Here is a 20,253-nt window from a genome sequence, read left to right on the forward strand (position 1 = left end):
AATTCTCTGCAAGCCCTAACTACGCGGCATTGGGCGTACTACTGGTCACGGGTGCCGTCGGCATCTACGCCAAGGAGGCCGAGGAATGGGGCCACTGAAGAGGCGCGGGCGAAGGCGGAAGCCTGAACGTGGCGTTGGACCCTCGGTCCCGGAGCGCTGGTGAGCGCGGCCATGGCGCTCACCAGCCGGCCGCACTGCCGAGGAAGGCCCTCTCTGAGAGATGGTCCTCGACGGGCTGAATGAGTCTGCCGCCTGATGTTGAGCGTGCTGGTACTGGTCCAATGCATCGATGCTGTAACCGAGTTGCGCACGCCCAGGCCTCGCATGCGTCTGTCCGGTGACAATGTGATCGTGTCTACTGCGACTGACCTCGAATTCGACGACGGCACGCCCGTCCGGTTCCTGCTCACCCCCGGTGACGGCGCTGCTGCTCCCGTGGCGAGCGCGGCTGCCGTTGCGCCGGACGACGATCTCCCCGAGGGTATGGGAAGGGCCATACCGGTGGCCGCCGGCGGCCGGGCCGTCGCCAACTTTGCAGCCGGAGCCCTGCGCGGTGCGCTCAAGCCGCTCGGCCCGCTGCTTCAAGAGGTCCACGACGCCGTCACGGCCGCTGCTGAGCCGCCCACGGAAGTGAGCGTGACCTTCGGTGTCCAGGTCGGTCAGGACCTGAAGTTCGGGATCGTGGGCGGCAAGGGCCAGGCTCACCTCACTGTCACCGCATGCTGGAAGCCGACTGCGGCTGCGGACGCCGACGCGACGTCCGTCGCGGAGTGAGGCGTGGGGTGGTTCAAAGCCGCGGACGACGCGGACGAGGATCCGTCCCTCCACGTCGTGTCCGTACGGCGTACGGAGGACGGCAAGGCCGCGGGCGCGGGTTTCGTCCTCGGCGCCGACACTGTGCTGACCTGCGCCCACGTTGTGAACGACGCCTTGGGCCGGGCTATGTTCGAGTACCGGTCGCCGGGGCCCGTCGTGATCCGCGTCCAAGTGAGCGACGCGTCGCGTTCTCAGTTGTACCTCGCGCGTGTGGCGCACTGGATCCCGCCGCGCGCTCGGGACGACGGCGCGGTGCGCGAGGGTGATGGTGAGTGGCTCGGTGACCTCGCCGTGCTGCGCGTCGACGGCCCGGCCGAGGGCCTGCCCGCCGCACCCGACCGGGTCGCCATGGCGGTCGGCCAGGAAGTGGGCGCCTGGCACGGCGGCGGCCGTGCCGCCAGTCTCGCGCGCCTGACCGTCGTCTCGCTGCACGGCTCCCGGGGCTACCTGGACGGCGAGGCCACCGGCATGGCGGTTGGTCCTGGCTATAGCGGCGGCCCGCTGTGGTGCCGGCACGAGCGAGCCGTCGTCGGTCTCGTCGTCGCGCACTTCATGCCGCCCCTGGACCCCGCCACCGGGGCCCGGCTCGCGCACAGTCCCCAGCACCTGATCCGGCGCAGCTGGGGTATTCCCTGGCAGCGAGTAGAGGCCGAACTGCGTCCCCTTGGCCTCCTCGACCACCTGACTCCCGAGGCCCTCGAACCTGAGGACCCCGCGTTCGTGCTGCTGGTGGAGGTGATCAAGGACGTCCTGCCCTCGCCGAACGGACGCAGGGACAGCGCCCAGCGGCTGGCCCGCGCGTGCGGCGTCGGCTACGGCAGCGACGTCACCCCGCCTACGCCCGAGGAGTTCGCGGCGTTCCTCCTGACGCATCCGCGTGCCCTGGCGGCCTTCTCCGGGACCCTGCGTCGCGACAGCCCGGCCGCCGCTGACCGGCTCCTGGCCGCGGGGTGCCTCTCGCGCACGCCCAGGCTGCTGTCCCCGCAGGAGTACGCCCAACTGCGAAAGCATCTGCGGACCATGGACCGGGCCGTGCTCGGACGGTTCCCCGAGGCGGTGCGCGCCGCCCTGCCGCACCTGGCGGCCCTCCCCGGCGGGGATACCCTGGACGCGCTGCTCGACCACCTGGAGGCACTGCCCGGCGACGGCCACTCCGCCGGCGGGGAGCGCAGGGTCCCCGCGCTGCTGCGGGTCATGGAGTACGTCGGTGCGATGTGCCCTGGGCCCAAGCGGGCGCAGCTGCGCCTGTGGGCGGACGGGGTGGCCGGGCGCCTCAGCATCGCGCGGGCGGCGCTCGGCGAGCGCCGGTTGGACGCCCAGGAGTGGGCGCGCTCGGCACGCGACCGCTCCGCGCGCGTGCGTGTCCTGGTGCAGGTGACGGGGGCCGAGCGGCGCCGCCACCGGCTGCGGATCTGGTGCGACGAAGGCGCGGGGCCCCGGCAGGTGTCGACGGCCAGCGTCGTGTCGTACTCGGCGTCGGAGGCGGCGCGCGAGGTGCTGCGTGTCCTGGACTCCTTGACGCCCCCGGCCGGGGACGATCGGCCGCCGCTCCTGGAGGTGCTCGTGGACCGCACCAGTCTCAACCTGCCCGTCGACGAATGGGAGGCACGGGACCCGATCGTGCCGGGCGTGCTCGGAGTGGAGTTTCCGCTGGTCGTGCACTGCCCGGAACTTCTGCGTCGGCACGGGCGTTTCCTGTCCCACTGGCGCAGCAGATGGGGTCGCCTGGACTCGGGGAAGACGTTCGTCGTCTCGGAGCCCATGGACCGGGACATGATCTACTCCAGGCTGGTCAACCAACTCGACACGGTTCGCGTCTTCGTGGACGTACCGCCCGGTCCACGGGACGGCATCGTGCAAACGTGCCTCGCCCTGGGCATACCGGTGGTGGTGTGGGACCGCGGCCGGGACGGAGCGTCACATGTCGTCAAGCACATGGCGGAGGTCGCCACGCGAGAGCTGCCCGACGGAGTCCGCAGCTACCGCGCGAACGCCAAAGCCAGTCCGCCCGAGTTCCCCGGTCGCCCGGTCCTCGCCTGGGCCGATGCCGACCAATCCCTGCCCCGACTGCACCTGACCGAACCGCAGGAGAGCGCATGACATCCGCTGCCGAAGCCGACTGGCGCCTCTTCCGCGGCGACGGCCTGCCCCGGTCCGTCACCCTCCCCTCGGCCCCGCCCTGGCGCCGCTTCACGCCCGTGCGGTCGGCGCGCCCCGAACTGCCGTACCTGATCGAACGGCAGCACGCCGACGTCGTCAGCGCGGCGCTGTATCTGCGCCGCCCGCTGCTGGTGACTGGGCCGGCCGGCACCGGCAAATCGTCACTGGCCCGCGCCGTCGCATACGAGCTGCGCCTCGGCGAGTTGCTGCGCTGGCCCATCAACAGCCGCTCCATCGTGAAGGACGCCCTTTACCAGTACGACGCGATCGGCCGGCTGCGCGAGACGTCACTCAGCCGAGACCGCGGCGAGCGCGAGCCGTCCATCGGCACGTTCATCCGGCTCGGCCCGCTCGGCACCGCCCTAGTGCCGTCAGCCACCCCTCGAGCCCTGCTCATCGACGAAATGGACAAGGGCGACGTCGACCTGCCCAACGACCTGCTGACCGTGTTCGAGGAGGGTGTCTTCGACATCCCGGAGCTGACCCGGCTCCCGGAGGACATGGCCGAAGTGGAGGTGCAGACCCACGACCACCGGGGCACCGTCCGCGTACATCAGGGGCGCGTCCAGTGCGCCGAGTTCCCCGTCGTCGTCATCACCAGCAACGGCGAGCGCGACTTCCCGCCCGCGTTCCTGCGCCGCTGCGTCCGGCTCGACCTGCCGGTGCCCGACGAGGAGCGGCTGCGTGCCATCGTCGCCGCACACCTGGGCGAGGAGGCGTTGCGCGAGGCGGACGATCTGATCGAGGCCTTCCTGCGCCGCCGCGCCCCGGGCGAACTCGCCACCGACCAGCTGCTCAACGCCGTGTTCTTGCGCACCGGCGGCGTCGACCTGGACGCGCACGGCCTGCTGGACGCCGTACTGCACCAGCTCACCGGGGCCATGTGACCATGGCGGGTGGTGGTGCGCGGCTCGCCGAGGCACTGCGGGTCCTTTCGGCCTGCGGCCACGACCTGGACGCGGACCAGGTCCTCGACGTGCTGTGGCTGGCCCGTCACCTGCCCGCAGGCCCTCACGCCCCGCTCCACTCGGACCCTCCTGCACCCCAGCTGCCCCCGGCGCCGCTGGCCGCGCCCGAACCGGACCGGCTCGCTCCGCAGCCGCCGGTGCCGGCACCCGACGACCCGGACCTGCCCGACCTCACCGCCCCGGCCCTGTACGCGGCGGCCCGTCAGGCCCCGGCCCGCGAGGTACGGGCTCTGAGGCCAGGCCAGGAGCCCCGCAGAGCCATGCCCGTGCGGGTGCCCGAGGACAAGGCCCTCGCCGACGAACTCGAACTCGGCCGGGCGCTACGGCCGCTGCGCCGCCGCCGGGACAGCCGGCACCGCACGGAGGTCGACGAGGAGCGCACAGCCGACGAACTCGCCGAGACCAGGCTGGCCGACGTGGTGGAACGACCGGTGCGGGAACGCTGGCTGAACCTGGTCCTGCTCGTCGACGACGGCCTGTCCATGCTGCTGTGGCACCGGCTCGGCGCCGAGCTGCGCACCCTGCTGGAGCGCCTGGGCGCCTTCGCCACCACCCGCGTCCTCGGCCTCGACACGCGCAGCGCGCGCCAACCGCGCCTGCACACCCGCCCGTTCAGTCCCGACAGCACCGAGCTGCCTTTGAGCACCGTCAAGGACCCCTCTGGCCGTACCCTCCTGCTCGTCGTCAGCGACGGCATGGGCGCCGCCTGGCGGGCCGGCACGATGCACGAGCTGCTGGCCGAGCTGGCGGCCCGCGGCCCCGTCGCGGTCCTACACACCCTGCCGCCCGATATGTGGGACGCGTCCGGCATCACCGCCGAGCGCTGGGAGGCCACCACCCGGCGGATCGGCGGCGCCAGCACCACCTGGGAGATCACCGATCCGGTGCTGCCGCCGGGACTGGCCGACTTCGACGGTGTCCCGGTGCCTGTTCTGGAACCGACCCCCGCCTCACTGCGGGAGTGGGCGCGCCTGCTCGCCTCGCCCGGCACCACCGTGGCACTGCCGCTGCTGACCCGCCCCAGCCGGTACGACGCCGTGGCCGCCTCGAGGGACCTGAGCAGCGCCCAGCACTTCCGGGATGCCGCCACCCCGGAGGCGTACCGCCTCGCGGTCCATCTCGCGGCCGTATCCCCAGTGTCGGTGCCGGTGATGCGGCTGGTGCAAACGGCGGTGCCATGGCCGGCCAGCACCTCGCACCTCGCGGAAGTGTTCCTTGGCGGTCTCCTCCGGCCATATCCGGCACCCGTGCCGGGGCCGCTGCCTGCCAAGCACAGGGTCTTCGACTTCTCCGAGGAGTCCAAGGCGGTGCTCCTGGACGCGCTGCCGCAGGCCGAACTCTTTCGTACCAGCCGCCGTATTGGCCGCCGCCTGGAGGAACTCGCCGGCAACTCGCCTGACTTTCCGGTCTGGCTGGCCCACCCGGACGGATCCGCCGACCTGCTCGGCTCGCACCAGCCGTTCACCAGCGTCGAACGGCGGCTGCTCACCCGGTTCGGAGTGTCTTTCGGCGGGCCGCGAACCACCCCAGGCCCGGAGCGGGGGCAGAGCGTCACCGATGCGGACGTCTGGGAGCCACTCACGGACGACGACCCCCGGCGGCTCGGCGGGTACGAGCTGCACGGCCGGCGCCGTGGGCGCCGTTCTATGGTCTACCGGGGCGTCGACACACGCGGGACGGAGGCCGTACTGCGCATCCCGCGGCCCGACCTCCCTGCCGTCAACGCCCGATTGATCGAGGTAGAGGCCGAGGTGCTCGCCCGGCTCCAGGGGCAGTACGCCCCCACGCTGCTCGACGCCGGGCTTAGGCACTCCCCGCCCTGGCTGGCGATGACGCCGGTCGCGGACGCGGACGGCCCGGACGCGCAGCCGCCGCGGCTTGGGGAGATCTTCACCCAGGCCCTGCTGGACGGAACCGCCCCCTTCGACATCCTCCGCGGGCTCCTCGTCGGCTGCTACCTCGCGAACGCCCTCGCCCTGTGCCACGTCAACGGTCTCGTGCCCGCCGACCTCAGCGCCGACAGCGTGTTCGTCCTGCGACGCACCGTGGTCCTCGGCGACCTGTCGGACTGTGTCATTGACGGGGAGTACCTCGGCTCCGGCTCGGTCCCGACCCGTGAGGACAACGTGCGCTCCCTCGGTGAACTGCTCCAGATGATCAGCAGCAAGGCAGGCTGGGACATGCCGAGCCGGCCGGAAGGCATGCACCTGTGGCAGGGCGACACCTGGGAACAGCTGCGACGGCTCGTCCTGCGCTGCCTCGACACGGATCCAGCACAACGCCCTGCGGCGAGCGAAGTCGCCGAGCTCCTTGCCCGGTACGTCGCCCGGACCCGCCTCCAGCGGGGCGGCGGGCCGCCAGCCTCACTATCCCCCAATCGGCCAGCACGCGTGCCGCTCACCCCGCCGCCGACCGCCCAGGCATCCCAACCGGGCCAACACGGCGGCCTGCGCCTACCCCGCTTCGGGACCGCCCGCCGGGAGACGGAGACACGCCTGCAGCGACTGCGCGTACCGCTGCCGCACAGCAGACGGCTGACCCTGATCGGCGCCTACCACTACAGCGGACGGGCCACGACGACCATGGTGCTCGGCTCCCTCCTTGCCACCGTGCGGGGCGAGCCCGTCCTCGCCCTCGACGGTGCCGCCTCCGAAGGGGCACTCGACGCCTTCCTCACTCACCGCAACGGGGCCGTCGTACGTGATCTGGCGGCGCTGCAGCCCACCCCTTCGTATGCGGAGATTCGCGCCCGTACCACACGCCTGGAGTCGGGCCTCGAAGTGGTCGCACACCGCACGGGCCACTTCAGCCCCAACCCCGCCCACGCGCAGGAGTATGCGCGTGTGCTGGCACAGGCCGCGCCCTACTACTCCTTCGTGCTGACCGACTGGTCCCCGCTGCGCCTGGACCGGTCGGCCGACGTCGTCCTGCACCACACGGACCAGCTGATCCTTTGCTGCGGCACCGCCGACTGGTTCCTCGACGCGGCGGTGCGCACCCTCGAAGGGGTGCGGGAGGCCGGCCGCGATCGGCTGGCGCAGGAGGCGGTCGTGGTGGCCGCCGAGGTCGACGGTCCCTCGGGACGGCGTCTGCCCGCCGACTTTGCCCACCGCCTGCGCATCGACCCCGTCCATGTGGTGCACGTCCCCTTCGACGCCGCCCTGCAGTCGCCCGGCTGGAAGCTGAACCGGCTGCGGGCGGCCACTACGAACGCCTTCCTCCAACTGGCGGAGCTGGCCCTGTAGCCCGACGATGCGAGACCTGGGTCCGATCCCGAGCCCAGTGATACTCGGCCGCCGCCGCACCTCGTGTGGGCTGGTGCAGGATGGCGGCCCAGGACGCTCTGGAACAGCTCGCCACACGATGCTCGATGCCACACAGCCATGGAGATCTGTGAGTGGGCGATGGGGTGGCAGCGGGTGGGCGTCAGGGGCGTGTCAATTTAACGGCTGATCTTGGTTGTTGGGGTTCAGTTGTTGGCCGGGGTGAGCCGGCCATCGAAAGCGATCTGGAAGGCGTTCAGGGGTGCTTTCCAGCGCATGGTCCACCTCTTGCGGCCCTTGCCGGTCGGGTCGAGGCTCATCAGTGCCATGTAGACGCACTTCAGGGCGGCCGCCTCGGTGGGGAAGTGCCCGCGGGCCCGGACGGCTTTGCGTATCCGCGCGTTGACGGACTCGATGGCGTTCGTCGAACAGATGACGGTGCGGATCTCGACGTCGAAGGAGAGGAAGGGCACGAACTCGGCCCAGGCGTTCTCCCACAGGTTGATGATCGCCGGGTACTTCTTCCCCCAGGCGTCCTGGAACTCTCCGAAGCGTTCGGCCGCCGCTCTCTCATTCGGCGCGGTGTAGACGGGCTTGAGTGCCTTGGTGATCTTGTCCCAGTCCGCACGCGAGGCGTATCGGAAGCTGTTGCGCAGGAGGTGAACGATGCACGTTTGCACAATGGTGCGGGGCCAGACAGTCTCGACCGCGTCCGGCAGGCCCTTGAGGCCGTCGCAGACCAGCATCAGCACGTCGTCCAGGCCGCGGTTCTTCAGTTCGGTGAACACCTGCAGCCAGTACTTCGCGCCCTCGCCGCCGTCGCCGGCCCAGATGCCGAGGATGTCCCGGGTGCCCTCGACGGTGACGGCCATAACGACGTAGATGGGCCGGTTCGCGACCTTCCCGTCCCTGATCTTCACGTTGATGGCGTCCACGAACAACACCGGATACACGCGGTCCAGCGGCCGGTTCTGCCATTCGGCCATGCCCTCCATCACCTGGTCGGTGATCGTGGAAATGGTCTGCTTCGAGACCTCGGCGCCATAGATCTCGGCCAGGTGCGCGAAGGGTCTCACCCACGGGGAGATCTCCGCGCACCTGGTGTCGGCGTACGCATGAACGTGGCTCTGGCAAGATTTTCGTAGCCGGAGATCATCTCGGTGACGTGGTCGGCCGGTCCGCATATCGGCGGCGGAGGTGGGCGATCAGGACGACGCGGTGGCGGAGGAGTGGGACGCCGGCGCGTCCGGCCATCAGGCGTTTTTGCAGCTTGACATCGGTGATGCGGCCTTCGTTGACCCCGGAGTTGTAAGGGGTGGTGATTCCCTGGGCGACGGCGTGCCGGTCTTCGTGTAGGGCTCCGGCGAGGCCGGCGAGAGGGGCCAACCCGCTGTCTGCGAGGTCGTCCAGCCAGCCCGGCAAGGGTGCGGCGTCACGGTTGTCGAGCATGCCGGCGAACCGGCGGACCAGGTCGTGGGCGTGCCTGAGTTCAGGGCAGTGGTCGAGGAGCCGGGGCAGGCGGTCGTTGATGTGCGGGCTGCGGCGGCCCGGATGGGTGGTGATCCATCGGGCGGATTCACGCGGGGAGGGCGGTCGCTCGCGTGGCTCGTCCAGGGGCAGGCCCCTTCGCAGGGGTGCGACGGCCATTTTCACGCGCTGGTAGTGGCCGAGGTAGCCCTTGGTCTGGAGTTCCTCGTGCAGGACCTTCGCGCTGTGCTGTCCCTCGTCCCAGCGTTGTTGCAGGTAGTCGAGGTAAGGGTCCAGGGTGGAGGGCTTGCGGGGCGGGCGGCGCATCACTTCCTGCCAGGTGCGGGCCCGGGCGTACTTGCGTACCGTGCGGCGGTCCAAGCCGAGCTCCCGGGCCACGGAGCTGTGGCTCCGGCCGGTGCGGGTCAGACCATGCACGGCCTCGAACAGCCGTCTGGCATGCCGCCCGGCCCTGGTATCCGCCGCAGTGTTCTCGGCGGTCTCCTCGACCGGTGCTGGATCGGTCTCACTGACCGGGGGCAGTGCTGCGGGCAGGCAGCCGCGGTGGGCGGCGGCGACATCCTGGACACGGCGGGAGAGGCCCTGCCAGAGGTGAAAGCGGTCGCTGACCTGCACGGCGTCGGGGGCACCAGAGGTGATGCCCTGCCGGTAGGTGAGAGAGCCGTCGCGGCAGGCGACCTCGACACCGGGATGCGCGCGGAGCCAGCGGCTGAGCTGTTCCGCGTCCCGTCCTTCCCAGAGCGTCAGCGGGAGACGCGTGGTGGCATCGACCAGGAGAGTTCCGTAAGTGCCGCCGTAGAGCGCGAAGTCGTCCACGCCCAGCACCCGGGGTGTCTCCAGGGGCGGAAGCGGCACCCGCATCAACTGCGACAGGACGGTGCACCGCGAGAGCGTGACGTTCAGGATCCGCAGCATCCGGGCCCCGCCCCGGCCGGCCAGCACCACACCGACGTCCTCTACCAGGCGCTGCAACAGCGGGGTGCGTCGCTGGTAGCGCACGGTCAGCCCCGGCACTTGCTCGGCGAAAGTCACCTTCGGGCAGGTCGGGTTTTCGCAGTACAGGCGGCGTACTGACAAGTCGATGCGCAGAGGCCGGCCGCCGAGCGTGACATCGGCGAGGTGCCGTACATAGCGGCTGTGGCACCACGCGCTGAGCTCGCCGCATCCCGTACATCTCGCTGGAACAGCGGACCTCGTGCGGGCGCGGACCGCCACGACAGCATCGGAAACATCGGCCGAGACCACCAGCACATTGGCCAACTGTGGTAACAGACTGGGCAGTTCAGCAGAGCACAGCTATAGGCATGCCCGCCATGCGGACCGGCCGACCGCGTCACCGAGATGATCTCCGGCTACGAAAATCTTGCCAGAGCCACGTTCACGTGTACGCCGACAGCAGGCCGCCGACTATCGCGCAGAGACTGCCGCAGCCCCCACCGGGGACCGTGGCGGTGGAGGTGATGCCCTGGGAACAGCGGGTGGGTGACGTCGTTCTCTGCGATGACTGCGTTGGGCGGCTCATCGTCGACATACACGCCGTGAGCCCTGGCGGCTGCGCACGGCGCCTGACCTTCGCCGACCTTCTCCCCTGACTGCGCGGCACAAGCTGCGCGTCTACCGGCCACCGGCCCTGAGTACCTGACCCACGGGCGGTTTGCCAGCTGGCCAGCTGGGCCTCCCGGCTCTGTCTGGCCTTCAGCCGGGGAGGAACGCAAGGACCGCGATGGCGACGGTTGCGGCAAACCAGCTGACCACGACGGCCCGCAGGGCCGGCGCGGTGTCGCCGGTGAACAGCTCGCCCACGTGCTGCCATGCACCGGACGGTTGCCGCACCAGCTGGTCAGCGACGCCGCCCGGCGCGAGCAGCTCCGCGCAGTGCGGGCAGGAGGGTTCGTCGGAGTTGCTCTGGAGGCCGCCGTCCAGCGCCGCGTAGTGAGTCGTCCGCATACTGGCTCAACTCGGCAGACGGGCACGGAGCAATGCGGTGGCATCCTGTCGACACCCAATCGCTACCTTGCCCATACCCCAGGCATAAACAGGCATGGCCAACCAGGACCGGCAGCCTGCCCCCGTTTCGCCGACGGCCGCCCCGAACTCCGCTCTGCGAGAGCGCCGGAGCGTCTGCCGATAGACGACCGGCCCGCTACCGTCCTGCCGGGGTTTTCGCTGGCGATGGCGGCTGAATGGTCACGCGATGGGTGGCGCAGGGGCGTGTCGTAGGGGCCGGGATGGCGGGGAGGGGCATGCTGGCCGGTCAGATGCCTGTGGTTTCTGCGACAGACCAGCGCGGTGTGGCGGCCTTCCCCCCGGTCTCCGCATCGCGCTGTACCGGCCGGCAGTCTCCGAGCCTTGCCCGGCCTCCGGGGGCTGCCGGACCGGCGTATCTGCATGGGTGGTCCTTCCGGCATGGCACCCCACCCAGTTGGCCCGCTCGCCCCCGCTGTTCCAGCCGGCCGCGACGTTCCCGGGAGGTCATCGGCGCGCGAGAGCTGAGGCACCGTGAGCAGTCCTCGGCGAGGCCGCGCGTGATGCTTCCACCTGCTGCTACCGGGGGAGCCGGGCCCGGATGGTTTTCCCGGTTCCGGGGCCGGGGGTGGTGGTCAGGTGGGTGGTGAGGCGGCGGACCATGTGCCAGCCGAAGCCGCCGCTGCCGCCGTTGAGACCGGGGGTGCGCTCGCGGGGGTGTGCGGGGCCGGGGTCGCTGACCGCGGCGGTCACGGTGTCGGGGCCGGCGGAGAGTTCGAGGGTGTAGCGGCCGCCGTGGCGCAGGGCGTTGGTGGTGAGTTCAGAGACCACCAGGATCAGAGCGTCCGCCACGTCAGGGCCGAGCGGCGGGGTGAGGCTGTCGGTGAATCCGCGGGCGGCCTCACGGGCCATTTGGATACTGCCGGTGCTGTCGCCCCGCATCACAGTCGGTGCGCCGGGCGTAGAGGTGACGGTGATCATCGTGTCGTTCATACGCGTCCACCCCACCTTCATCTGTTGTGCCGCTTTTGCCGTGTCAGGCCACCTGCCCGCCCCCACGGCCTTCACACCTCGCCGGTGCGCTCCCGGCGCAGCTTTCGGGTGGCGCACACGGCAGAACACCGCCATCACCCCTCACAGGAAATCTGTCTTGACGGAAGTAGACATGCGCGGGTGTTGGGGTTAGTGTCTTCCTCGTAGCCAAGAGATCGACAAGGCGCGGCAGGAACGAACTGCCGCGCATGCAGGACCAGGTTGAAGGGCCCGGCAGAGCTGAACGGCCGGGCAGCAGTACACGTAGTTCGCAGGTCGGTGCGGTGGTGGAGCTTCGAAGCCAGGGCTGTTGCAGGACGGCGACGGGACTGACGACCGGACCGGGTGGCCCGCAGTGATCAGGGGCCGCCAAGAGCAGTACAGCAGGACCATCGGTACCAGCAGCGCGGTACGTAGTGGTCTCTCGGTGAAGGCGTCGGGCTGCGGGCGCGCGTGCCGGGAGGTTCGGCAGTGGGGTTCTAAGCCAGAGCAGTTGCAAGACGGGCGACGGGGCTGGCTGCCGGACAGAGTGGCGCATTTCTGAGGCCACCAGTAGGTCGCATCACCAGGCAGGACCCGCAACACGCAGTACAGCAGTACCAGTAGTTCGCAGTACTAGCAGTGCAGTAACGGTAAGTGATTGTTTTCAGAGGAAAGAACGGAGGAGTGAAGCGCCATCAGGATCGCCCGGGCGGATGGTTTGAGCCCGGGTACCGCAAGACCTCGGATAGGCAGGTGGTCTCCGGTCACGCAACCGCGATCCCCGCACACCCGCCCGCGTTCGGGCCGGGCAGGCGGACACAGAAGGCCGGCGCAGCACTGAGGCCGGCAGATGGTGTTGGATTTCCTTCGGGGCCCTGGTGCCGTACGGCACCAGGGCCCCTCCACGCGTTCCCGCCCCAAGCACTCACCAGTGAGGTGAAATGACCGCAGAAGACTCTCTGGGCCGTCTCGATGACGACGACTACCCTGCCTACACCATGGGCCGCGCCGCCGAAATGATCGGCACCACCCCCGGCTTCCTGCGCGCCATCGGCGAGCACCGCCTGATCACCCCGCTGCGCTCGGAAGGCGGACACCGCCGCTACTCCCGCTACCAGCTGCGGATCGCCGCCCGCGCCCGCGAACTCGTCGACGGCGGCACCCCGATCGACGCCGCCTGCCGCATCGTCATCCTCGAAGACCAGCTCGAGGAAGCCCAGCGCATCAACGCCGAACACCATCGCGCGGCGCCAGGACAGAATCCGCCGTCAGCGGCCTGAAGGTGAGCGTGCCCGCCGGCCTCGGTGGGCCGCCGCACGCCGGTCGGAGCGTGCTGCGTGGCCGTTTTCCTGCGCTGATGCGCCTGGACCTCGTGCCGGGCGCTCTCCTGGGGGCTCCAATTCCCGCGTGACGCAGGCGGGCTGGCTCGTTTCTCCGTAGGCGTCGCGGCGCAGGATGCACGCGTGATCGATGACTCTCAACCTCTGGCCGCACATGCCGACGCCGCCCGCGCCTTGGGCGGCCCCTAGATCCGCGAGCAGCACAGCAGGAGACGACGATCCGCGTCCCGACGTCCGCACCGCGTACGGCAACCGATAGCACAGCGACCGCCCGTCCGGAACCGATGGCCGGGCCAGCTGGCCCTGTGCGGACGCGCGCGAGCTGGGCGGCCTTCGCAATCGCCGAGTACCTGCGTAGGCGTGAGCGGCACAGACGGGAGACTGCGGGGCCCGCGGCGAATACCAACCTCACCCGAAAAGCGCCCGGGTACCGCGTTCGGCCGCAGTCAGTGAGGGGCCATCGGCTTGTTGTCGGTGTGGCCGCATACCCAGGCGAGGGCGTCGTGGACGCCGTGGATGTAGTCGCGGGGGACGGTGCGTTGGGTGGAGTCTTCCATCTGCACGGTGGCGGCGTCCGTCTCGGCGGTCATCACCTTCAGCTCGGGGGCACCGTCTGTTGCCTGGGCGGTGATGGGGGCGGGCTCGCCTCGTCCCAGTGCCCAGAGGTATCCGGCCAGTGCTCCGCGGGCGTACTGCGTTTGCTGATCCGGCCCGGCGGCCCCAGCTTCCAGGCGCTGGAAGGCTTGTTCGACCTGGGCCGCCTCCCGGATGCCGACCCTTGCTTGCGTCGTACTGAGCGGATGCGTCGTCATACCGGTATGACTAACCGCGCTCGCTCGTGCCATGTCACGGCGCACCCGGCGCTCACCCGGTGAGCGGTAGCCGCCCCGGCGCACTGAGCCCTGCTGCACAGCGCCGGCCGACACCGGTGATTCCACGGCGATGCGGGCAGACCTATGGGTTGGCCGATTCGCTGGCTCGGGCGATGCGCGAGAGGGCCACGCTCCTGGAGCCAGCGCCGCAGGCCCTCGGTGTGCCGTTTGAGCTTGTGCTCGTCCTTGGCGACTTCGCTGTCGACCATGGTCCACCGCGATTGCCAGTGGTGATTGTGGGCACTCCCATAGGTTTGGCTGACTTCGCGTAGCGTCGAGCGACCGGGGCAGACGCCCAGGCATGAACGTGGTCCAGGAGCTGGGCGAGGATTCGAAAGCTGAGCGGGCTGACGGCGACCAGGCCCGGAGCCTGGCAGACGCCGTGTCCACCGCCGTGGCGTCGGTGCGCCAGCAGCTGGCTCGCGTACATGCGGGATTGCCGCCCGTTGACGAAGAACCAGCCGCACAACACCCTGACCGTCCGGCCACTGGAGCTGCGGCTGCGGAAGCGTGCTGACACTGCTGCGGACAAGCCGAAGCCCTGGACGGCTTGTGACGGCTTGTTCCAGGGCTCCGACTGCGACCCAAAACGTCTTTTGGAGTCGCCTCCACTGTGCAGGCTCTGCGGGTGGATACAGCCCAGCGCACCGTCCGTGGGCACCGCCTCTCACTCCATCGGCCGCCAGGTGCAGGTCGCGCGGGTGATCTATCGGCTGAGCAAGCCTTTGGGGCGACCTCGGGCAAGCCTGTGGTCGGCGGCCGGGCAAGCCCGCCTGGGATCGACGGCGGGCGTGAACCGCGCCTTCCGAGCGGCTGCCGGGCGCCGGGGGTCGTGGCCCCCGACATGCCGTGCTCGGGGTAGCGCCGCAGAGGCCGACGGGCTGACCTGCCGTTGCTGCCGATGCCGCGCAGCACGGGAAGGCTGGCCTTAGGTCGACGTCGGTGCATGGATTGGCAGGGTGGGCGGGGCCCTGGACCAGGCGCGGTTATGTCAGGGCCCCTTTGGCGCGCGCATGCCGTGGGTGGATTCATGTGCGCGCGTCAGGCACAACGGTGTCGGCTGGCTTCGGGGCGCGGGTCGGATTTCTCTTCGGGGTGGTTAAAGGGCTGGCCGCCTCTCCCGCGGGCCACCCAAGGTGATCAATCTCTGACGTAATGTCAGTGGCTGCTGTTTTCATAGAACGGGGCTGCGCACCGGGCACGGCCCGTTCGGGAGGGGGAACAGCCATGCCCTGGGTGGAGGAGCACGAGCGCGGCGGTACGCGGGTGCGACGGTACTTCCGGTGGGCGCCGGGGGCGCGCCGGGACATGTCGATCCTGGTGCTGCTCGGGTTGGCGATAGTCGGATACAGCGGCACGTCCGCCACCAGCACCGGCGGTGGGACGGGGAAGTTACCGCGGCCCGGGTCGACGGCGGTGTACCCGGTGAAGTTTCCCGGCTGGGACAAGAAGCCGGCCCCGCGGCCGAAGCCCACGGTGTCCTACCCGATCCGGTGGGAACGTTGAGCAACCGGCCCGGGCCTGCTGCGCCGCGTGGGCGGCCCCGATCTGCGGCCGTGACGTCTGCCCGAGCGGTGACGGTTGGCAATCCGTACCGCCTGGCGGCGACTGCGACACCTGCGCCTACGCGCAGGAGGGCGAGCGCCAGGAGGTCGAGGAGCGGGTGGCTGAAGAGGCGCAGGCGAAGGCGGAAGTTGATGCGTGGCGCGAGGACGCGCACCGTTTCGGACGTCAGTTGACCACCGCGCCCGCGGTGGCGATGCCGGGTGTGGCACCGGTTGATGGTGGGGGCTGCGATCAACGTCCTGTCATGCGCTTCACCACTATCCATACAGGCAAATCTCGCGTGACGTCACCAGCGGGGACATACAGGTACTCCTGGGCGATTTCCAACGCACGTGCGGGGCCCAGTTGCCGGAAGTAGCTGTCGTCGATTTCTACGCGGCCGTCTCGATGGCGCCACAGCGTCCCACTGCTCTGCCGCCTCATCAGGACTGGTTTTCTGCCGTCGAACAGTGCGCGCAGCTGATCCTCAAGCCACGGTAGGTCCGTGGACCGCTCCCGGCGCATTCGTGCCCGGTTGAGCCACATCCTTCGCCGCAGGCGAAGCCTGCGCCCGCTGCCCGGCGGCGAGGGCGTATCGATGTCCCACAGCATGGCAAAAGGTAGGAATGCAAAGTAAACGCAGAGCATGACGGAGTACGGGATAAGCCACAGCACCCCCAAAAAGGGGAACCAAAGCCATTGTGTCAGATAGCGAGCGCGCAACCGCGCAATGGACTTTTCCGGCCTTGTGGACCACAGGGGGTCGGCATAATGTACAGTCATCCGGACAACCTCGTCTTGTTCTTTCTCATCCGAAGACGTTCCTGATGTCGTCGACGACTCGACCAGCCTTATCGCGAGCCCCATCGACCGCGCCGTGGACCTTGTCGGACAAGTACTGGACATCTTCAGTCGCAATACGTATGCCCTCCTTGGCTAGGTTGGTCGATCCCAGGGCGGCCTCATATCCGCGTGCTGGCCAGGATCGTGGGTCGATGTACTTGCCGACAACCTCGCCCGTATCGTCGATGATGGGCTTGACGGAACCGGCGATCGCCGGGATATGCCTCAGGGGGGTGTTCTCGATGAGCTCCGGCATCATCTTCTGGAATCCTATATCCGAGATTCCAGTCCCTGCTTTGTAAAGATTGGCGTCTCCGAAGTGCCGGGCCACGGCGACACCCAGGCGGTCCGTGAAATTGTCAGCGGTGATATGAATGGCGCGCGCCTTTTGCCCCAGGTCGGTCACGTTCCTCATGACCCATTTCTCGCCTTCTTCGCCGTACCTGGCCGTGCCGCCGACTGAGTCAATAATGTTGTCCGCGCGCTTCCACGCATCAGACGCCCTCGCCCCGAAGTCCATCACCTCCATGGGAATTTTCACGCCCGTGAACGCCCCCACACCCACCTTGCCCACCCGCACAAGATCACCGAAGGGAACAAACCCGACGATGTCCAGGCCGATGTCCAGCCAGGAGCCCTTCTTGGCTCCGAGCGCCCAGCCGCCGGCATGAAAGGCGAGGGCCCAGCCATTCAGGACGATGCCAATGGCCTCGAAGACGACCGCGCCGATGAGGGTCTCGGACGTGAGGATGGCGAGGACATCGCATGCGGCGCTGGCGTAGCTGAGCCAGTCTCCGATCTTGTAGATCAGATCGGCGTGGTCCTTCAGCCACTGATGGATCAGTCCGGCGACGACTTTGAGCTTGTCGCCAAGGTCCTCTAGGGCATCCTTGAAGCGGTCGAAGAGTCCTGGCAGGTCAGGTGCCCGTTCTGCGGCCCTGCGTATGGCCTCGGCCGCGGCGCGTGCTGCGGCAGCGTGTTCCTCGATCAGCTCGTGCGCTTTGTTGATGATGCCGTTCAGCGTCTGCGTGGCTTCGTTCACTCGCTGCGACGCGTGGTTGAGACGCTCCTGTGCATCCTGCAGCGCCGCATCGGTGTCGAATGTCTGCCCCGCGAGTTTCAGGTCCGGGTTGCTCTGTGCCTGCTTGAGGGTGTGGCGCGCTGCTTCCGCGTCGGCCTCGTAGCGGGAGGCGAGCGTCTGGAAGTCGGTGAGTTGCACGTCCCACTTGTGGAGGGCGGACGCGGCGTCCATCAGCGAGCCGTGCCCGTCCTGGAGGTACTTGGGCAGCTCGCCGACCTTCCCGGCAAAGCCTGCAGCCGCTTCGCCCTCCCATATGCCTTCGCTCTTACCCAGTCGTGTCAGGGTGCCGTGGGCGTCGTGCAGTTGGTTGCCGACCTTGCTGAGGATTGTGACGAGTCGGTGCACCGATGCCGGGGTGCCTGGTGCCGGGTCGAATCCCAGCGCGTCGTAGACCTGTGTGCTCACGTTGTGCGCTCCTCGATACCCTCAGCCGAAATCGGACTTCAGCCCGGGTTCTGCTTCTGCGTCTGTCTCGGCGTGTTCCGTGTCGCCGAAGGTGATGGTGTCGGCGATGTCCGCGAGTACCGCCTGGTACATGAAGAGGTCCTCGACATCCGAGGTGCTCAGGCAGAAGAGAAGCAGCCGGTTCTCGGTCGGGAACGGCAGCCACAGCTCGATGCGTATGAGGAAGCGTTCCTGCTCTCCGTCAGCCAGGTTCCACACGGCACGAGAGCCTGCGATATTCAGCACCGCGGGGCCCACGGGAAGGGAGACGAGCTGGGTTTCCCCACCATCGTTCGTGCGGGAGAGGGCCTCCGTGATCCCGGCGACGCTGACGGCGGGGTCGGGGTTGTCCAGTTCCCGCACACTCACGAGCAACGTGCAACGACTGACCCGCTCGGGCGGCTCGGAACCGTCAGCAGTGCCGCCAAGGGGGAAGATGCCCATCGCCTGGTAGATAGCGCCACCGGAGGCAAGCTGCTGGGCGTTAGCTGTCTGCATCCCCGCGAACATCCTGCGAAGCGGCTCCCACTCTTCGCGATCACCCCAGTACGCACGAGAAAATTCACGCATCTGCTCGTCGAGGACTTCCTCCGCGACACCTGCACCGAGGGGGGTCTCGTGGAACTCTTGCTGAACCTGGAAGCTGAGTGCCGCTGTGGAATCGTGCGTCACCATCAGTTCGCGGCCTTGCCGGGCCCTTGGAACCCTTCGGCGACCTTCTGCTCCAGGGCCGCGTACAGCTTCTGGGTCTGGGCCAGCCCTTCAGTGACCCCGCCAGTCGCGTCAGCGATCAGGCCGATGCCGTACCCCCACGAGTCCTGGAAGTCGTCACAGGCCTTCTCCAGCTCCGCAGACCCGGACCCCTTGGGCCCGATATCCTTCAGCAACTTCATAGCGGAACGCATCTCGGCCGCGCATTCACCGAGCTGAGTAGCAAGGTGGCTGAGCGCGTCGAGCTCAACCCTGTAGTAGCCAGTCATGGCCGTACTGCCCTTCTTCCCTTCACGCCGGTGACACGATTTCGTCACGCCTGATGGCCTGACGTTCGGTCAGCTCTACTGCGTGGCTTGCTTGTAGGGCGGAGTCAATCCGGCCGAGGATTATGAAAATATCATCGCCGCTCACATCCTCCTCACGCGGTTCCGCCCTGTCATGCGCGAGCTGATCCCGGCGCACAACGGCAAAACAGCGGCGTACTGACTGCGAGTGGTTGAGCGCGGGACGTGGGCTGCGGGAACGGGCGGCATGGCCGATCCGGGTCAGGTAGCGGACCGTGGGCGGCAGGACCGGCAAATACCTGCTCTCAGCCAAGTCTGGGACGGCCGCGGGCAGGGCGAGGTCGGTGTGGTCACTGTCGCCCGTCGTGACCACGGAGCATGTGCTGCTTCGGCCGCCCGGTGGCACACTGCGTGCATGCTTCCGCTTCCTGTGCGCACCATGGTCATGACGCCCATTGTGATCTTCTCCTCGGGAGCCATTGGCGCTCTGGTCGGTTACATAGCTGGTGGGAGCAGAGCCATGGCGGTGGCGGCGGTGGTCTTCGCCGCGGCCGGCACAGGGGCCTGGCTTCTGTTCGTGCGCAGCAGCATCACTGCGGCCGAACAAGCGGCCGCTGAGGCAGAAGAGCATGGCTACGAGGAAGGGCTGGCCGACGCCGTGTTCGGTCTTGTCACCTCCTACCAGCACGCAGTGTTCCCGCTGTCGGGGCCTGGTGGTGTACTGCCGCAAGAACGCATCGCCCGGCGGTCCTTCGCGTACAGCATGGCGGCCGCTGAGCAGTTGCCCGAGCCTGTGCGCAGGGCAGCTGCCGACGCGCTCGCCGTCCTCGGCGTGGGCGAAGACGAGAAAGTCGCCGCCGAAGCCGTGAAGCAGCTGGCCTTTGCGATACACGTCCACCGGAAGGGCTTGTAGCCCACGGCTCGCACTTTGGCGGTCACTTCGCCCCTCAGGACGCATCTGCCGCGGGCTGCGGTGTTTTGCAGGGGCGTCCTTGGGGGCGCGACTCCTTCAACGCCGTCGTCTACTCCTGCTCGAAGGCCGGCACCCACCGGTCGGCGCGCAGTTGCGCGAGCATCGGCGGATGCATCGCCCGCGACGTACAGGGCACCGCTGATCAGGCACCCATGGGGTGCGCCGCTGGAACCATCGCAACAAGCGCCGCTGGCGCGACCTCCTCAGGTCCCCCTTCCCCGGGGAAGCCCTTCAGTCAATGCAGCCGATGCTCCCGGCTCATCTTCCGGCCTTGGCTGATCAGGAAACGAGCGGTGTCTCGCATAGCTTCCGCACGACCGCCGATGTGCCCGCAGCAAGCCGTTCGAGGGCCTGGCCCCTGCATGTGAGTTCTGCTGAGTTCGTCAGGGGGTGGATCCGGCGTCGGCGGCGTGACGGCGTAGGAGCGCGTCAGCGGGCGGGAAATACGGGCTTCTTGGTCCCTTAGGGCTTGCAGAGAATTAA

15 protein-coding genes and 1 pseudogene are annotated in these 20,253 nt (G+C 68.8%); 6 read left to right on the forward strand and 10 right to left on the reverse strand.

Annotated elements, in window-relative coordinates; translation table 11 throughout:
• Nucleotides 1-351 precede the first annotated feature (351 nt).
• From J7E96_RS35795 to J7E96_RS35810, 4 genes are read left to right on the forward strand one after another with little or no spacing between them, the layout of a single operon-like run.
• On the forward strand, nt 352-774 hold the full coding sequence (locus J7E96_RS35795; protein ID WP_308296292.1) for a CU044_2847 family protein: 423 nt from the start codon (nt 352-354) through the stop codon (nt 772-774).
• Nucleotides 775-777: 3 nt separating this feature from the next.
• Complete coding sequence (locus J7E96_RS35800) at nt 778-2,916, forward strand: trypsin-like peptidase domain-containing protein (RefSeq protein WP_215137925.1); 2,139 nt, start codon at nt 778-780, stop codon at nt 2,914-2,916.
• A complete protein-coding gene (locus J7E96_RS35805) occupies nt 2,913-3,863 on the forward strand; it encodes a MoxR family ATPase (RefSeq protein ID WP_215137927.1) in 951 nt (316 codons plus the stop codon). Before J7E96_RS35800 ends, J7E96_RS35805 begins: the two co-directional genes overlap by 4 nt.
• A 2-nt stretch (nt 3,864-3,865) precedes the next feature.
• Nucleotides 3,866-7,189, forward strand: coding sequence for an SAV_2336 N-terminal domain-related protein (locus J7E96_RS35810; RefSeq protein ID WP_215137929.1), 3,324 nt, complete (start codon nt 3,866-3,868; stop codon nt 7,187-7,189).
• A 224-nt stretch (nt 7,190-7,413) separates the two neighbouring features.
• Here the strand turns inward: J7E96_RS35810 and J7E96_RS35815 are convergent.
• The 4 genes and pseudogenes from J7E96_RS35815 to J7E96_RS35830 all read right to left on the reverse strand — a co-directional run.
• A pseudogene (locus J7E96_RS35815) lies at nt 7,414-8,271 on the reverse strand (IS256 family transposase); the annotation flags it as partial.
• 88 nt (nt 8,272-8,359) lie between these two features.
• Nucleotides 8,360-9,946 carry an ISL3 family transposase gene (locus J7E96_RS35820; protein WP_308296293.1) on the reverse strand — a complete coding sequence of 529 codons (1,587 nt, stop codon included), beginning with the start codon at nt 9,944-9,946 and terminating at the stop codon, nt 8,360-8,362.
• Between the two features lie 444 nt (nt 9,947-10,390).
• On the reverse strand, nt 10,391-10,642 hold the full coding sequence (locus J7E96_RS35825; RefSeq protein WP_215137931.1) for a hypothetical protein: 252 nt from the start codon (nt 10,640-10,642) through the stop codon (nt 10,391-10,393).
• Between the two features lie 597 nt (nt 10,643-11,239).
• A complete protein-coding gene (locus J7E96_RS35830) occupies nt 11,240-11,653 on the reverse strand; it encodes an ATP-binding protein (RefSeq protein ID WP_215137933.1) in 414 nt (137 codons plus the stop codon).
• 962 nt (nt 11,654-12,615) lie between these two features.
• Between J7E96_RS35830 and J7E96_RS35835 the strand changes: the two genes are divergently transcribed.
• Nucleotides 12,616-12,954, forward strand: a complete 339-nt coding sequence (locus tag J7E96_RS35835) for a MerR family transcriptional regulator (protein WP_215137935.1) — start codon at nt 12,616-12,618, stop codon at nt 12,952-12,954.
• A 506-nt stretch (nt 12,955-13,460) separates the two neighbouring features.
• Here J7E96_RS35835 and J7E96_RS35840 read toward each other — a convergent pair.
• The 6 genes from J7E96_RS35840 to J7E96_RS35865 form a co-directional block, all read right to left on the reverse strand.
• Nucleotides 13,461-13,826, reverse strand: a complete 366-nt coding sequence (locus J7E96_RS35840; protein WP_251070916.1) for a hypothetical protein — start codon at nt 13,824-13,826, stop codon at nt 13,461-13,463.
• 1,857 nt (nt 13,827-15,683) lie between these two features.
• A complete protein-coding gene (locus J7E96_RS35845) occupies nt 15,684-16,214 on the reverse strand; it encodes a hypothetical protein (RefSeq protein WP_215137937.1) in 531 nt (176 codons plus the stop codon).
• Nucleotides 16,215-16,239: 25 nt separating this feature from the next.
• On the reverse strand, nt 16,240-17,760 hold the full coding sequence (locus tag J7E96_RS35850; RefSeq protein ID WP_215137939.1) for a hypothetical protein: 1,521 nt from the start codon (nt 17,758-17,760) through the stop codon (nt 16,240-16,242).
• Between the two features lie 21 nt (nt 17,761-17,781).
• Nucleotides 17,782-18,474, reverse strand: a complete 693-nt coding sequence (locus tag J7E96_RS35855) for a hypothetical protein (protein WP_215137941.1) — start codon at nt 18,472-18,474, stop codon at nt 17,782-17,784.
• Nucleotides 18,474-18,779 carry a hypothetical protein gene (locus J7E96_RS35860; RefSeq protein ID WP_215137943.1) on the reverse strand — a complete coding sequence of 102 codons (306 nt, stop codon included), beginning with the start codon at nt 18,777-18,779 and terminating at the stop codon, nt 18,474-18,476. Before J7E96_RS35860 ends, J7E96_RS35855 begins: the two co-directional genes overlap by 1 nt.
• Before the next feature lie 22 nt (nt 18,780-18,801).
• Nucleotides 18,802-19,170, reverse strand: coding sequence for a hypothetical protein (locus tag J7E96_RS35865; RefSeq protein ID WP_215137945.1), 369 nt, complete (start codon nt 19,168-19,170; stop codon nt 18,802-18,804).
• A 42-nt stretch (nt 19,171-19,212) separates the two neighbouring features.
• Between J7E96_RS35865 and J7E96_RS35870 the strand changes: the two genes are divergently transcribed.
• Complete coding sequence (locus J7E96_RS35870) at nt 19,213-19,710, forward strand: hypothetical protein (RefSeq protein WP_215137947.1); 498 nt, start codon at nt 19,213-19,215, stop codon at nt 19,708-19,710.
• Nucleotides 19,711-20,253: the final 543 nt, after the last annotated feature.

The organism is Streptomyces sp. ISL-96 (assembly GCF_018614035.1).
Lineage (GTDB): Bacteria > Actinomycetota > Actinomycetes > Streptomycetales > Streptomycetaceae > Streptomyces.